The sequence below is a fragment of the Luteimonas panaciterrae genome (genome assembly GCF_020511115.1).
GTDB lineage: Bacteria > Pseudomonadota > Gammaproteobacteria > Xanthomonadales > Xanthomonadaceae > Luteimonas > Luteimonas panaciterrae.
In genome coordinates this window covers 92,102-104,144 of the sequence record NZ_JAJAVH010000002.1, presented here as the reverse complement: position 1 = coordinate 104,144, position 12,043 = coordinate 92,102, and the positions used below count along the sequence as shown (strand labels likewise).

Sequence of the window (12,043 nt, the reverse complement as noted above, 5' to 3'; positions counted from 1 at the left end):
GAAGGAACAGGTCCAGCCGGTGCCCGTGGCCGACACGAAGGTCAGGCCCGTCGGCAGCGTGTCGGTCACGGTGATCGTGCCCGTGGTCGGTGCGGTGCCGGTGTTGCTGACGGTCAGCGTGTACGTGCCGTTGGTGCCGACAACGAAGTTGCCGGTGTGCGTCTTGGTGAACGACAGCTGCGGCGCATTGACCGTGGTGGCTGCGCTGCTGCAGTTGGTCGTCGCGTTGTTCGTGCAGCCTGGACCCGGCGGCGTACCCGGATTGCCGGTGCCGGTCGGGTTGGTCGCGGCGTAGTTGGTGATCGATCCGCCCGTCGCCGGCGCGGTCACTGTCAGCACCACGTTCACCGATCCGCCGGCCGCGATCGGGCCCGGGATCGTACAGGTCAGCAGCGCACCCGCCGCGCTCGGCAGCGTGCCGCAGTTCGCGCCCGTCACCGCCGTGGCGATCACGCCGGCCGGCAGCTGATCCTGCACGATCACATTCGTGCCGCTCGCGGTCTGGCCGCTGTTGCTCACGGCCAGCGTGTACTGATAGCTCGTGCCCGCCGTCACCGTGGCCGGGCCGGTCTTCGCCACCGCGATGTTCGCCGGCGTGTTGACCGTGGTCGGATCGCTCGGATTACAGCGTGCCTGCGTTCCGCCCGAAGCTGGGCAGGTGGTGTCACCACCGCCGCTGGCACGCGCGGTATTGGTCACGCTCGGCGCAGCAGCCGCGCCCACCGCCACCGTCAGCGTGATCGGCGAACCCGTCGCGCCGGCCGCGATCGCGGTCGTGCTGGTACACGTTACCGTCGGCGAGGTGAAGGAACAGGTCCAGCCGGTGCCCGTGGCCGACACGAAGGTCAGCCCGGTCGGCAGCGTATCGGTCACGGTGATCGTGCCCGTGGTCGGCGCCGTGCCGGTGTTGCTGACGGTCAGCGTGTAGGTGCCGTTGGTGCCGACAACGAAGTTGCCGGTGTGCGTCTTGGTGAACGACAGCTGCGGCGCATTGACCGTGGTGGCTGCGCTGCTGCAGTTGGTCGTCGCGTTGTTCGTACAGCCTGGACCCGGCGGCGTACCCGGATTGCCGGTGCCGGTCGGGTTGGTCGCGGCGTAGTTGGTGATCGATCCGCCCGTCGCCGGCGCGGTCACTGTCAGCACCACGTTCACCGATCCGCCGGCCGCGATCGGGCCCGGGATCGTACAGGTCAGCAGCGCACCCGCCGCGCTCGGCAGCGTGCCGCAGTTCGCGCCCGTCACCGCCGTGGCGATCACGCCGGCCGGCAGCTGATCCTGCACGATCACATTCGTGCCGCTCGCGGTCTGGCCGCTGTTGCTCACGGCCAGCGTGTACTGATAGCTCGTGCCCGCCGTCACCGTGGCCGGGCCGGTCTTCGCCACCGCGATGTTCGCCGGGGTGTTGACCGTCGTCGGATCGCTCGGGGTGCAGCGCGGATCGGTCGTGCCCGAAGCCGGACAGGTCAGATCGCCGCCGCCGCTGGCGCGCGCGGTGTTGGTCACGCTCGGTGCGGCAGCCGCGCCCACGGCCACGGTTAGCGTGATCGGCGATCCCGCCGAGCCCGCCGGGATCACGGTCGTGCTGGTACACGTCACCGTCGGCGAGGCGAAGGAACAGGTCCAGCCGGTGCCCGTGGCCGACACGAAGGTCAAGCCGGTCGGCAGTGTGTCAGTGACGGTGATCGTGCCCGAAGTCGGCGCGGTGCCGGTGTTGCTGACGGTCAGCGTGTACGTGCCGTTGGTGCCGACGACGAAATTGCCGGTATGGGTCTTGGTGAAGGTCAGCTGCGGGGTAACGACCGTATCGGTATCGGTCGCGGTGCAAACGCCGGTCGTGCTGTTGAACGCGCCGGAACCATTGGCGGCGATACAGGCGGCGCCGGTATTGGTGACACCCGATGGCGGCGTGATGGTCGCAACGTTGGTCGCTGTCTGTGCGAAAGCGAGGGGTGCCCCAAGCGCTGCCAGGCAGAATCCCAGAGACAGGACGACGCGACGACTTGCCGCGGCAAAGCCATGACCGAATGCGAACACGCTGACTGCTCCCCAGAGACGTTTTTTCGACAGCGGCAAGTAACCGACTGTCTCCCCCAACTACCACTTCCCTAGCACGAAATCTCTCAACGATGTGAGAAATGGTGCTCCGTACTTACACCAATCTAACACCAATCTGGATGTCTGTCACATTTCACGCAGGCAAACGACAGGTTTGAACTGATAAATCGTTCAGGAAATGACCCCTAGGACTTGCAATTCCTGAAAACCGATATATCGCACAAAGCACGTGAATGGCATCACCGTTTGACGGGGGAATTTGGCCGCCGGTCGCGTGGCGGGAATGTGAAGCAGCGCCCCCCGGCCTGGAGCAGGCGGGATGGGAGCGGCGCGAAGAGATGGTGGGTCGTGATGGATTCGAACCATCGACCAGCGGATTAAAAGTCCGGGGGGCCATCAAGGTCCGGAAGTGGCAACAGCAGCTGCGATACGGTCTCCGCGTGCTCGGCGAACTGATGCGGGGCGAGATGGGCGTAGCGCTTCACCATTGCCTCACTGCGCCACGCGCCTAGCTCCTGCAGGACGAACAGCGGCGTCCCCTCCTGCACGTGCCACGAAGCCCACGTGTGGCGCAGATCATGCCACCGGAAGTCCTCGATCCCGGCCCGAGCCAGCGCCCGCCGCCAAGCCCGCGTGTTGGCCGCATTGAACGGTCGACCCCGATAAGTGAACACCCGCCGAGGGTGCTTACCCTCGGCCTCCTGTAACACCTGCACCGCGACCTGGTTGAGCGGGACCGCGATCGGTAGCTGGCCCTTGGCCTGGTCGCCGTGAACCCATGCCCGTCGGCGCGGCAAGTCGACCTGACTCCACTCGATCCGGACCACATTGGCCTGACGTAGGCCAGTAGCCAGGGCGAAGGCCACCACGGGGCGTTGGTGCTCCGGTAACTCTTGGAACAGCCGCACCACTTGCCGACGCGTCAGCCAGCGCACACGGCGCTTCGGTTCAGGGTATAGCTCGATCACCGGCACCCGAGGCACCCACTCCCAGCGCAGGCATGCACGCCGCAGGATGGAGCGAATCAGCGAGAGATACCGATTGGCCGTCGACGGGGAGGCCTCGGTGGCCTTGAGTTCTGCGACAGCGGCGATGCGCTCAGCATCGATGTCCGACAACGGTCGGTGTGCCAAGTAGGGGGCGAGCCATTCCAGCTTTTGCCGGTCTTCGTCGATGGTCTTTTTGCGCTTCTTTTCCCTGAGCCAGCGCTGTGCAGCCTCCTCCCACGACTTCACCACGGTCCCCACCGGAAAAACCGAAGGTTCCGCGAAAAGCGGGTCAGCAGGGAAGGGGGTACGTCACAGTGAGTGGGATTCGGCCTTCGTCGACCGATGCACGTCGGCATGCGCGATCCAATCGCTAAGGATCACAAGCGGGGCATCCTGCCCCATAGCCTTAAAAGCTAATCGGCTCGTAGGGCGGGTCTTCCCCGTCCGGATCGGTGCGCATTTGGCCGTAGCGGGCTTGCAGCGGCGGCACGCTGCTGTCGCCTGCAGCAACCGCACCATCGGCAAAGCGAACAGGCCGCACGGTCTCCGGCGCTTGCTCACGCGTCATCCCCGCCCGCCGTTTCTCAAACGCGTCAGGCCGCTGGTACGGGTTGTACACCGCGCCATTCTTGGCGATGTATTCGCAGCGATCCTTCGGCATCTCGTAAGGCGTGTTCTGCTCAGTGAGGCAGCGACAGCTGTCACCACGCTCCACACCATCAGCATCAAGCCCCGCGCCACTGGTGACGCAGAACACGCGAGGCTCAGCGACGATGCGACGATTGTCGTAAGCAGGTGCCGACCACGGCGCGGCGGCATCACGCGGCTTGAACCGGTCGAAATACTCCTCCTTGCTCATCGGCTTGTCCTTGTCGGACTGCGGCGCCGCAGCGCCAGCTGCTTGCGCAGCAGGCGCAGTCGTCGCCGCTGCCGCCTGTTCCGTTGGCGCGGTCGTGTGCTCCTCCCCGAAAAGCCGCCCGGTGCCGACACGCCAGAAGACATACGCCGCATACGCGACCACGATCGGGCCGACGATGAAGTACCACGGCAAATGGCGCTTGGTGCTGTCCTTGGTCGTGGAATGGTAAAGCTGCCGCTTAATTAGCGACTTCGGCAGTCGCGTGAGCTTGTTATCCGAGTCACGCGCGAGCACGTTCGTAGCGTAATGATCCCACTTCTTTTGCACCACGAACGGCGAGCCGAACTTCTTTCGATAGTGCGTGTGTGTGTCGACCAAACCACGCACGAACGGATCAATCTGATTGCCCAACTGGCAGACGAGAATGAAGTCGAACCCGCGATGGCGATGGCGTGCCAACGCTTCGACGTGTGGCGGCACAACGCTATTGGCGACACGGTTCGGAAAGACCGTGTAGCACTCGTCGATGAAGATCAGGGTGTTGTCCGGCAAATTCTGCCAGTCCTTAGGATCGGTTATCTCGACAAACCCGCACTTGGCGTAATTGAGTCCAGGCACGCCATGCACGGCAACCGTGCGGCCCTTCTCTGCCTCCGCTAGCGCTTCCTCCAACGAGAACAACGTCTTGCCATGTCCCGGTTGCCCTGTGCGGAGGTAGATCATGGATTCGCCGCCAGCTTGATCGCACGCACGCGAATGCCGAGCTTCGCGCCGTAGGCGCTGAAAATCATCGTGAGCCCTTTGTCGATCCGCAACGTCGCGAGCATGCCCGTCACCGAGTCCGACAGCCCGTTGAGGTACTGCTGAATAAAGTCGACCATGATCGGCAACGCGAGCATATACGTTCCAAGTCCGATGCCGAGCGCAGCCAGCACGCGGAACACGATGATGTGCCCGATCGTGGAAAACTGCGTGGTGAAGAAGTTAAACGCACGAGTAATGATGTCGAACATGTCAGCTCACCAAGATCGCAAGCGACACGCAGGCCGCAATGAACAAGAACACGTAGCCGAGCGTGGCCAGCATGTCACACCACCACGCTGTGTTTAAATCAAACGAGCCAAGCGGCCCTAGGTCCCACGTCGGTAGCTCCGGACAATCGGCAGAGATAAACCCACTGTCATCGATCATGTCGATGCCGAAATCGAATTCCTTGATCTTCTCTGTACCGTCGCCTTCAAGGGGTGTATCACCCTCCCCCTCGCCGGGTTCCGTCCAATCCGGGCGACCGTTGCCGTTCTCGTCGCCCTTGTTGTTACCGCAACGCGTGCGCCACTGCTGATCGAGCACAGCACACATGATCGGGTCACCGCTACACGTCGGTGGCGCAGTGCAGTCGCCGCCGCCGCTGGCACTACCCTCCTCATCATCGCCATCACCGCCGTCTGTACCACCATCGCCGTCACCACCGCCCGTGCCATCGCCGGGAACTGGTGTTCCCGTGTTAGGCGTACCACCGTTGTTAACGCCAGTCACGACCGTCACGCCGCCGCCCTGATGATCGGTCACCGTGCCACGCCCACCTTCCTGCCAATCTTCGCCTTCACGATTCTGCGGCGGATTCGGTTGCGTGTTCGGTGCGCTCTTAACACCACCATCCTTGCGATCGTCGCCAACTTGCGGCCCCGCGTTCGATGGTGTCCAGCAATAAGTCTTGCCGCGGGGCGTCTTGACGCACAGATCTTTGTTGGCTTTCAAGCACATTTGATAGCCACCGTTGACCTGATGGCACTTCATCGGTTCGTCGGGCACGTTCGGATCGTTACACGGTTGCCCCGTGGGTTTGATCGTACCCTTCATGTAATGCTCAGTTGGACTGATCGGACCAGAGAGCGACATGTCGAGTGAGATATCTACCAACTCTGCTTTACAGCCGTTGTCGCACATTGATCCTGAAAGCGCGTCGCTTTCCTTGATCAAGTTGGAATTGCGCGTCTGCCGCGCCGCGCACATGTTCGTGTTCGGAAACGCACGATTGCCGCTGCTAAACGGCTGCGCGCACGTGCCCGATGCCGTGCGAATCGCAATTCGGATATTGGTCGCGTTCGAATAATTCGTCGACGGTGAATAGACTGCCGCACATTTCGACAACGATATGGACGGGTTACTACTGATGATGCGATCCGCAACCTTATTGGCACCCAAGTTCGCCATGCCTTCGTCCTGGCAAAACGCATTGACAGACAACGGATCGAGGCAGCCTTCATACTGAGCATGCGCACATTGCGCGATCAACCCAAGCACGCACGCCACCAGCACCACCGCGAGACGACGAACGATGGCGTGCGCAAAAACTGTGGTGAGCTTCATCACCAGTCCCCCGGCGCGAACATGATGTAGCCAGCGACCAACAGCGCGAACAGCACGAAATACCCTGTGTACATTGCCTACCTCCAAAAGAGGGGGCGGGTTGCCCCGCCCTCCCCTCGGTTACTTACCGAAAGAACGGCGGATCAGCGAGAACACGACGAGAGCGATCAGGATGGCGAGCATCGCCGTTTGAACGAGCTCGATCTGAGGGAGCGCAGAGTCGATCTTGCCCGCAGCGGTCGAGCCCATGCCGGTGGACTGCGCGAACGCAGCGGCGCTGAACAACGAACCGAGCAGCGCGGTCATGGCGACCGCTACCTTGCCTCGCGTCTTGCTGATGAACGCGGTGAGTTGCTTCATGTTGAGTTACCTCGCAGTAGAGTTTTGATGAAAGGCCGCACTATCCACGCCGCTGCCCACAACGCCCACGTTGCCGAGGCGATGAGCAAGGCGTCATCGACGGAGAGCGGCGGAACTCCGCCGTATGCCACAGCCCAATACGGTGCCGTGCAGGTGTTCGTCTCCGCCACGTAGTTCGCGGCATCGCAAAACTGCTGCATGGTCACCGTGTCGGACATTGATCAGGCCGCCTTCGCTGCCTGCTTGTCCTGCGGACGCAACGTCATGCGCCGCGACAACTCGACGCGCTGGTACTGGCCTGCGACAAGATCGGCAAACACATCCCAGTCGTAGACCGCACCGACGCGGTACGCCACGTTTGGCCCGTCGACTTCCAAGTCGAAATTCATGCGGACCTGTTCGGCATCGAGCGTTGCCGCCTGTCGATACACCGTCTTCACTGCCCCGTTTTTCGTCGTGACGTTGTTCGGAAGGGCTTCGCCGCGAATCGTCACAGTCGGTTGCTTGCTCATTTTCATTTCCTCGTTGTCGTCGTGGTGGTCAATGGTTTTCTTTGAAATACCCGCAAATTTCAGACGCACTGGTAGGGTCAAGCTAAGGGGTGCCTGCTGGCGCCCCCCGCGTGTGCCCTACCCTGTGCCCGAAGTGTCTTCAGTCCACGGGTGCCGGATCTGTGGTGCGAGACCCCGGCAGGTCTCTTTGCTGCGGTACTACGCTGAAATCGGGGCGTGGCGGTCGCCATGCTCCGAAATTGGGTGAAAAATCGACGGTGCCGTCTTTGACGACGTATTTGCTGACGTAGGCCGCGACGTCGTGCTGGCTGCGCGGCTGTTCGATCTGATTGCGTCCGAACTCGCGATACCACCATTCGTGCCACTGGTAGCGCGAGATAAGGTGATTGAGGTCGGCAGTCGGCGCTGCGAGCAGCGCGTGGAAGTGGAGGCGTCCGTCTTTGTGGAACTCTTGCCCTCGCGCCCATTGGAGGCCGCGATGCCACTGGCGTTGCCAGTTGTTGCCGTAGACACTTTCGTTGATGCAGCGGACGAAGTAGCGGAACGCTTTGTCGGCCGCTTCCGGATGCATAGAACCGTTGGAGCCGGTGCGGTTGATCGCACGCACCTGTCCTGTTCGATCGGTGTAGAACTTCTCTCTTCGAAAAGTGAGAGTTGCGAACACGTGTGCGGGGTATCGCCGGAGAAACTCAGACCATGCGTCGCCTGTGGCCGTATCCGCGACACCGTACAACTCCGGCTGATCCAGAAGCTCGACGTGGCCGCGTACTTTGGAAGGCGCTGGCGCTTCATCCACGGCCTCACCGCTGCTCGTCCGCAAAAACGCCACGGCTGTGCTCCACATCGGCGTAGCAAGCGGCGCACACGTCAACGAACGCACCGGACAAACCTTCCTCATAAGAGGCGTCGAGCCATACCGTGCGATGGACATCAGACCGCCCGCACAGATCACAGTGGGAAAAGCGGTCAACAGGAAGTGGTGTCGGAACGAGGTCGGGATGCCCGAGTGGTGAGCAGATAGTTGCTTCGGAAACTTCGTCGAGGGGAAGCGTCACCGTAGGGGCTGACGCCCCTACACCCCGGATTTGCTCCTGCAGGAACGCAGCTTCACGCTGCGGTTGCCGCACGCGATCACACACGAAGTAAATCAACGCACGTATCGCACCGGCATACACTGCGATGAGAAACAGGCCGCCGACCAAGCTTCCGAAGATAGCGAGCTTCTGATCGCCTGTGAGACTGAGCATTGACAGGCTCATAGGGAATCCCTCCCGGCGCGAAACCAGCCGAGCAGCACCAACGTGATCCCGATGAATGCCTGCACGACAGCGACGCCCTGCGACGGCTGCGGCACGTAGAACGCGAGAAACACCAAGCAAAGCCCGGCGATGATCTGGATAAGCGCCATACCCCTGTCCCCTGCCCCGTCGCCCTGTAACGCCCTGCCCCGGACAGGGCTGCCGGGGGCGCGGGCGGCGTACAGGAATCCTGTACACAAGGCGCTATATACTGGGTCTGTACACCCACGTCAACAGGACCCCTGTACATGAGCGCGACTTGGACCCTCTTCCAGCGGTGGATGGTGCTCAAGAACTTCCCGAGCGAGCGGCAGGCCGTGCTCGCGCTAGGAGCTCACCCCTCGAGCGTGACGTGGTGGAAGAAAGGGCAAAACGCCGGAGCCGACGTGATCGAGCGTATGGCCGAAGACTTGGGCGAGAACCCCGCCGCATGGGCCGCTCTGGCCATGAAGGAACAGTCGAAGGGCGAGACCGCCCGCGCATGGGCACGCATCGCCCGCCAGCTCGGCGCAGCGGCCTGCCTGATAATCGTGATGGGGAATGTGGTGGGTCGTGATGGATTCGAACCATCGACCAGCGGATTAAAAGTCCGATGCTCTACCGACTGAGCTAACGACCCAAGTTGTTGCGCCCGGCGTTGCACCGGGGACGCGCATTCTAGCAACCTGTCGGGAAACGCACATCCTCCGCGCGTTTCCCCAGCCTCAAGTGACTCAACCGACGTAGCGCGTGGGGTCGTCGACGCCGGCGGCGGCGAAGCCTTCGGCCCGCAGGCGGCAGGCATCGCAATGGCCGCAGGCGCGGCCTTCGGCGTCGGCGCGATAGCAGGACACCGTCTGCGAGAAGTCCACGCCCAGGCGCAGGCCCTCGCGCACGATGTCGGCCTTGCTCATCTGCTGGAGCGGCGCCTGGACGCGCAGCCCGGCGCCCTCCACGCCCGCCTTCGTGGCGAGATTGGCCAGCCGCTCGAAAGCGGCGATGAACTCGGGACGGCAGTCCGGATAGCCGGAATAATCGACCGCGTTGACGCCACAGAACAGGTCCGCGGCGCCCAGCACCTCGGCCCAGCCGAGCGCGACCGACAACATGATGGTGTTGCGCGCGGGCACGTAGGTGACGGGGATGGCGGGACCGTCCGGGTTCAAATGGGAGTCCACGGGCACGTCGATGTCGTCGGTGAGCGCGGAGCCGCCGATGCTGCGCAGGTCGACGTCGACGGTCTTGTGCTGCACGGCGCCGAGTACCTTGGACACGCGCGCGGCGGCGGCCAGTTCGGAGGTATGCCGCTGGCCATAGGCGACGCTGAGCGCGTGGGTGATGAACCCCTGCTCGCGGGCGATGGCCAGGACGACGGCGGAATCCATGCCGCCGGAGACGAGGACGACTGCTTTTTTCATCGGAAAAACCGGGGTCGAAAATTCGAAATTCGGAAACTGGTTCGGACAATCGCGCTTCAGCGCCCTGGCTCGTCGTTCCAGAGGATCTTGTGCAGCTGCAGCTGGAATTTTACCGGCAGGCGGTCGGCAACGATCCAGTCCGCAAGCGCGCGGGCATCGAGTTCGGACTTGCTGGGCGAGAACAGCACGTCGCAGCGCTCGTGCAGCTTCCGCCCGGCGATCAGGTCACGCGCCCATTCGTAGTCCTCGCGCCCGCACAGGACGAACTTGATCTGGTCATGCGCGGTGAGCAGCGGCAGGTTTTCCCAGCGATTGCGCTCCACTTCGCGCGAGCCGGGCGTCTTGATGTCGAGCACGCGCGAGACGCGCGGATCGACCTGGGCGATGTCGATCGCGCCCGAAGTTTCCAGCGAGACCTCGTAGCCGGCATCGCACAGGCGTTGCAGCAATTGCAGGCAGCGCTTCTGCGCGAGCGGCTCACCACCGGTGACGCAGACGTGGCGCACGCCATGGCTGGCGACCTCTTCGAGAATGGCGTCGATCTCGCGCCACTCGCCGCCGTGGAAGGCATAGGCGGTATCGCAATACTGGCAGCGCAACGGGCAGCCGGTCAGGCGCACGAACACGGTCGGCCATCCCGCGTCGCGGGCTTCGCCCTGCAGCGAGAGGAAGATTTCGGTGATGCGCAGCCGCTGCGCCGCGGCGGCGGCCGCATCTATCGTTACGGCGTGCATATGCTTGTCGGAAATCCGCGTATTGAGCCGCGGATTCTTGAGGCGGGACGGTTATTTTACTTGGGACAGCTGGATCGCGCGCAGCCGATCCTCGGCGGTACGGGCGGCATCGGTGCCCGGGAAGCGCGCGGAGACATCGGACAGCGTCTTTTCGGCGGCGTCGTACTGCTTCTGCCCGTACTGCGACAGGCCGACCTTGAGCAGCGCGCCCGGCGCCTTGTCGTGGGTCGGATAGCGGTCGAGCAGCGCCTGGAACTGCTGCTGCGCCAGCGCGTAGTTCTGGGTGACGTAGTAGCTCTCGCCCAGCCAGTACAGCGCGTTCGGCGCGTAGGCACCGTTCGGATAGGACTGCAGGAAGCTCTGGAACAGCTGCGCCGAATCGGCGTACTGCCCGCCCTTCAGGGCGTTGAACGCGGTTTCGTAGGCGCCGCGTTCGTCGGCGCGGTTGGCGATCGCGCCGGCATCGCCGTGGATCGCGGGCGCGCTGTCGGCCGGAGCCGGTGCCGCCGGTACCGTGGGCGCTGCAGCGGCCGGCTGCGACGGCGTACTGGGAACCGAAGTGGCGGGAACCGAATTGGAATCGAGCGCGGGCTGGCCGGGCGACGCCGGCGCCCCACCCTCGAGACGATTAAGGCGGCCGTCGAGATCCAGGTACTGGCTGCGGTTGGTCGACTTCAGCTGTTCGACCTGCTGCTGCAGATCCTCGATCTGCGAACGCAATGCCTGCTGGTCGCTGCGCAGCTGCGTGATCTGGTTGAGCAGATCGACGTTGCCCTGGTTGTTGGCGGCCTGCTGCTCGAGCGCGGCGACGCGATCGGCAAGGCTGGCGCGTTGCGCAAACGCGGGCGCGGCGGCCACGAGGGCCGCCGCGAACGTCATCGTGCAAACGATGCGGTACTTCATGTTTCAGCCGCTACAACTTACTTGGCGGTGTAGACGATCTCGACGCGACGATTCTTGGCCCAGCAATCTTCGGTCGATTCGGTGCAGGTCGGACGCTCTTCGCCATAGCTGACGACGGTGAGCTGGCTGCCCGAGCCACCGTTGGCCTGCAGCGCGGAGGAGACCGCATTGCCGCGGCGCTCGCCCAGGCCGAGGTTGTACTCGCGGCTGCCGCGTTCGTCGGCGTTGCCTTCCAGCGTGATGCGCGCGGACGGACGGTCACGCAGGTACTTGGCGTGGCAGGCCATCGCGGCCTGGAATTCAGGACGCAGTCCGTCCTGATCGAAATCGAAGTACACCACGCGCTGACGCAGGCAGGCGTCGGTATCGAGATCGCTCGGGCCGTAGGCGCCCGGCGCGGTCGGGCCGGTGTCGGTCACGCCGCCGGTGGTCGAGCCGGGTTCGGTTCCGGTGGTCGGCGTTTCCTTGACCTTCTTAGAACAGGCTACGGCGGCAGTGCACAGCAGCGCGGTAAGCAGGACGCGGGTGGTGGTGTTCATCTCGTCGAATCCTTAGCAGTGAAGAGG

At 63.4% G+C, this 12,043-nt stretch carries 14 protein-coding genes, 1 tRNA gene and 1 pseudogene; 1 reads left to right on the top strand and 15 read right to left on the bottom strand.

The genetic code is table 11. The features are described 5' to 3' along the window. From LG367_RS04650 to LG367_RS04625, 6 genes and pseudogenes are all read right to left on the bottom strand, one after another. A pseudogene (locus LG367_RS04650) lies at positions 1 to 2,034 on the bottom strand (DUF11 domain-containing protein); the annotation flags it as partial. Between the two features lie 398 nt (positions 2,035 to 2,432). Further along, a complete protein-coding gene (locus LG367_RS04645; protein ID WP_226468062.1) occupies positions 2,433 to 3,290 on the bottom strand; it encodes a tyrosine-type recombinase/integrase in 858 nt (285 codons plus the stop codon). Positions 3,291 to 3,450: 160 nt separating this feature from the next. Beyond that, positions 3,451 to 4,626 carry a zonular occludens toxin domain-containing protein gene (locus LG367_RS04640; RefSeq protein ID WP_226468061.1) on the bottom strand — a complete coding sequence of 392 codons (1,176 nt, stop codon included), beginning with the start codon at positions 4,624 to 4,626 and terminating at the stop codon, positions 3,451 to 3,453. Continuing rightward, positions 4,623 to 4,916: a DUF2523 family protein gene (locus LG367_RS04635; RefSeq protein ID WP_226468060.1), complete on the bottom strand. Its 294-nt coding sequence runs from the start codon at positions 4,914 to 4,916 to the stop codon at positions 4,623 to 4,625. The genes LG367_RS04640 and LG367_RS04635 overlap by 4 nt, the downstream gene beginning before the upstream one ends. 1 nt (position 4,917) lies before the next feature. Further along, positions 4,918 to 6,273, bottom strand: a complete 1,356-nt coding sequence (locus tag LG367_RS04630) for a hypothetical protein (protein WP_226468059.1) — start codon at positions 6,271 to 6,273, stop codon at positions 4,918 to 4,920. 120 nt (positions 6,274 to 6,393) lie between these two features. Continuing rightward, a complete protein-coding gene (locus LG367_RS04625; RefSeq protein ID WP_226468058.1) occupies positions 6,394 to 6,633 on the bottom strand; it encodes a hypothetical protein in 240 nt (79 codons plus the stop codon). Positions 6,634 to 6,660: 27 nt separating this feature from the next. Here LG367_RS04625 and LG367_RS04620 point away from each other — a divergent pair, with 27 nt between their 5' ends. Beyond that, entirely contained in the window at positions 6,661 to 6,807 is a 147-nt protein-coding gene (locus LG367_RS04620) for a hypothetical protein (RefSeq protein WP_226468057.1), read from the top strand. A 47-nt stretch (positions 6,808 to 6,854) separates the two neighbouring features. Here the strand turns inward: LG367_RS04620 and LG367_RS04615 are convergent, their stop codons facing one another. The 9 genes from LG367_RS04615 to pal form a co-directional block, all read right to left on the bottom strand. Continuing rightward, the gene (locus tag LG367_RS04615) at positions 6,855 to 7,145 is read right to left on the bottom strand and encodes a hypothetical protein (protein ID WP_226468056.1); all 291 of its coding nucleotides are present in this window, start codon (positions 7,143 to 7,145) and stop codon (positions 6,855 to 6,857) included. Between the two features lie 139 nt (positions 7,146 to 7,284). Next, positions 7,285 to 7,974 carry a rolling circle replication-associated protein gene (locus LG367_RS04610; RefSeq protein WP_425490913.1) on the bottom strand — a complete coding sequence of 230 codons (690 nt, stop codon included), beginning with the start codon at positions 7,972 to 7,974 and terminating at the stop codon, positions 7,285 to 7,287. Then, positions 7,946 to 8,392: a hypothetical protein gene (locus LG367_RS04605; protein WP_226468055.1), complete on the bottom strand. Its 447-nt coding sequence runs from the start codon at positions 8,390 to 8,392 to the stop codon at positions 7,946 to 7,948. The genes LG367_RS04610 and LG367_RS04605 overlap by 29 nt, the downstream gene beginning before the upstream one ends. 8 nt (positions 8,393 to 8,400) lie before the next feature. Then, positions 8,401 to 8,553: a hypothetical protein gene (locus tag LG367_RS04600; protein WP_226468054.1), complete on the bottom strand. Its 153-nt coding sequence runs from the start codon at positions 8,551 to 8,553 to the stop codon at positions 8,401 to 8,403. 433 nt (positions 8,554 to 8,986) lie between these two features. Further along, positions 8,987 to 9,062: transfer RNA gene (locus LG367_RS04595), tRNA-Lys, on the bottom strand. A 94-nt stretch (positions 9,063 to 9,156) separates the two neighbouring features. After that, positions 9,157 to 9,840, bottom strand: a complete 684-nt coding sequence (gene queC, locus LG367_RS04590) for a 7-cyano-7-deazaguanine synthase QueC (RefSeq protein WP_226468053.1) — start codon at positions 9,838 to 9,840, stop codon at positions 9,157 to 9,159. Between the two features lie 56 nt (positions 9,841 to 9,896). Further along, positions 9,897 to 10,574, bottom strand: coding sequence for a 7-carboxy-7-deazaguanine synthase QueE (gene queE, locus LG367_RS04585; protein WP_226468052.1), 678 nt, complete (start codon positions 10,572 to 10,574; stop codon positions 9,897 to 9,899). Between the two features lie 51 nt (positions 10,575 to 10,625). Next, positions 10,626 to 11,477, bottom strand: a complete 852-nt coding sequence (ybgF, locus tag LG367_RS04580; RefSeq protein WP_226468051.1) for a tol-pal system protein YbgF — start codon at positions 11,475 to 11,477, stop codon at positions 10,626 to 10,628. Positions 11,478 to 11,494: 17 nt separating this feature from the next. After that, entirely contained in the window at positions 11,495 to 12,016 is a 522-nt protein-coding gene (pal, locus tag LG367_RS04575) for a peptidoglycan-associated lipoprotein Pal (RefSeq protein ID WP_226468050.1), read from the bottom strand. Between the last annotated feature and the right edge of the window lie 27 nt (positions 12,017 to 12,043).

What these genes read in the sequence shown, in the direction of transcription:
- LG367_RS04640 (WP_226468061.1), bottom strand. Translation starts at nt 4,626, where the DNA reads ATGATCTACCTCCGCACAGGGCAACCGGGACATGGCAAGACGTTGTTC.
- LG367_RS04635 (WP_226468060.1), bottom strand. Translation starts at nt 4,916, where the DNA reads ATGTTCGACATCATTACTCGTGCGTTTAACTTCTTCACCACGCAGTTT.
- LG367_RS04630 (WP_226468059.1), bottom strand. Translation starts at nt 6,273, where the DNA reads ATGAAGCTCACCACAGTTTTTGCGCACGCCATCGTTCGTCGTCTCGCG.
- LG367_RS04625 (WP_226468058.1), bottom strand. Translation starts at nt 6,633, where the DNA reads ATGAAGCAACTCACCGCGTTCATCAGCAAGACGCGAGGCAAGGTAGCG.
- LG367_RS04620 (WP_226468057.1), top strand. Translation starts at nt 6,661, where the DNA reads ATGAAAGGCCGCACTATCCACGCCGCTGCCCACAACGCCCACGTTGCC.
- LG367_RS04615 (WP_226468056.1), bottom strand. Translation starts at nt 7,145, where the DNA reads ATGAGCAAGCAACCGACTGTGACGATTCGCGGCGAAGCCCTTCCGAAC.
- LG367_RS04605 (WP_226468055.1), bottom strand. Translation starts at nt 8,392, where the DNA reads ATGCTCAGTCTCACAGGCGATCAGAAGCTCGCTATCTTCGGAAGCTTG.
- LG367_RS04600 (WP_226468054.1), bottom strand. Translation starts at nt 8,553, where the DNA reads ATGGCGCTTATCCAGATCATCGCCGGGCTTTGCTTGGTGTTTCTCGCG.
- queC (WP_226468053.1), bottom strand. Translation starts at nt 9,840, where the DNA reads ATGAAAAAAGCAGTCGTCCTCGTCTCCGGCGGCATGGATTCCGCCGTC.
- queE (WP_226468052.1), bottom strand. Translation starts at nt 10,574, where the DNA reads ATGCACGCCGTAACGATAGATGCGGCCGCCGCCGCGGCGCAGCGGCTG.
- ybgF (WP_226468051.1), bottom strand. Translation starts at nt 11,477, where the DNA reads ATGAAGTACCGCATCGTTTGCACGATGACGTTCGCGGCGGCCCTCGTG.
- pal (WP_226468050.1), bottom strand. Translation starts at nt 12,016, where the DNA reads ATGAACACCACCACCCGCGTCCTGCTTACCGCGCTGCTGTGCACTGCC.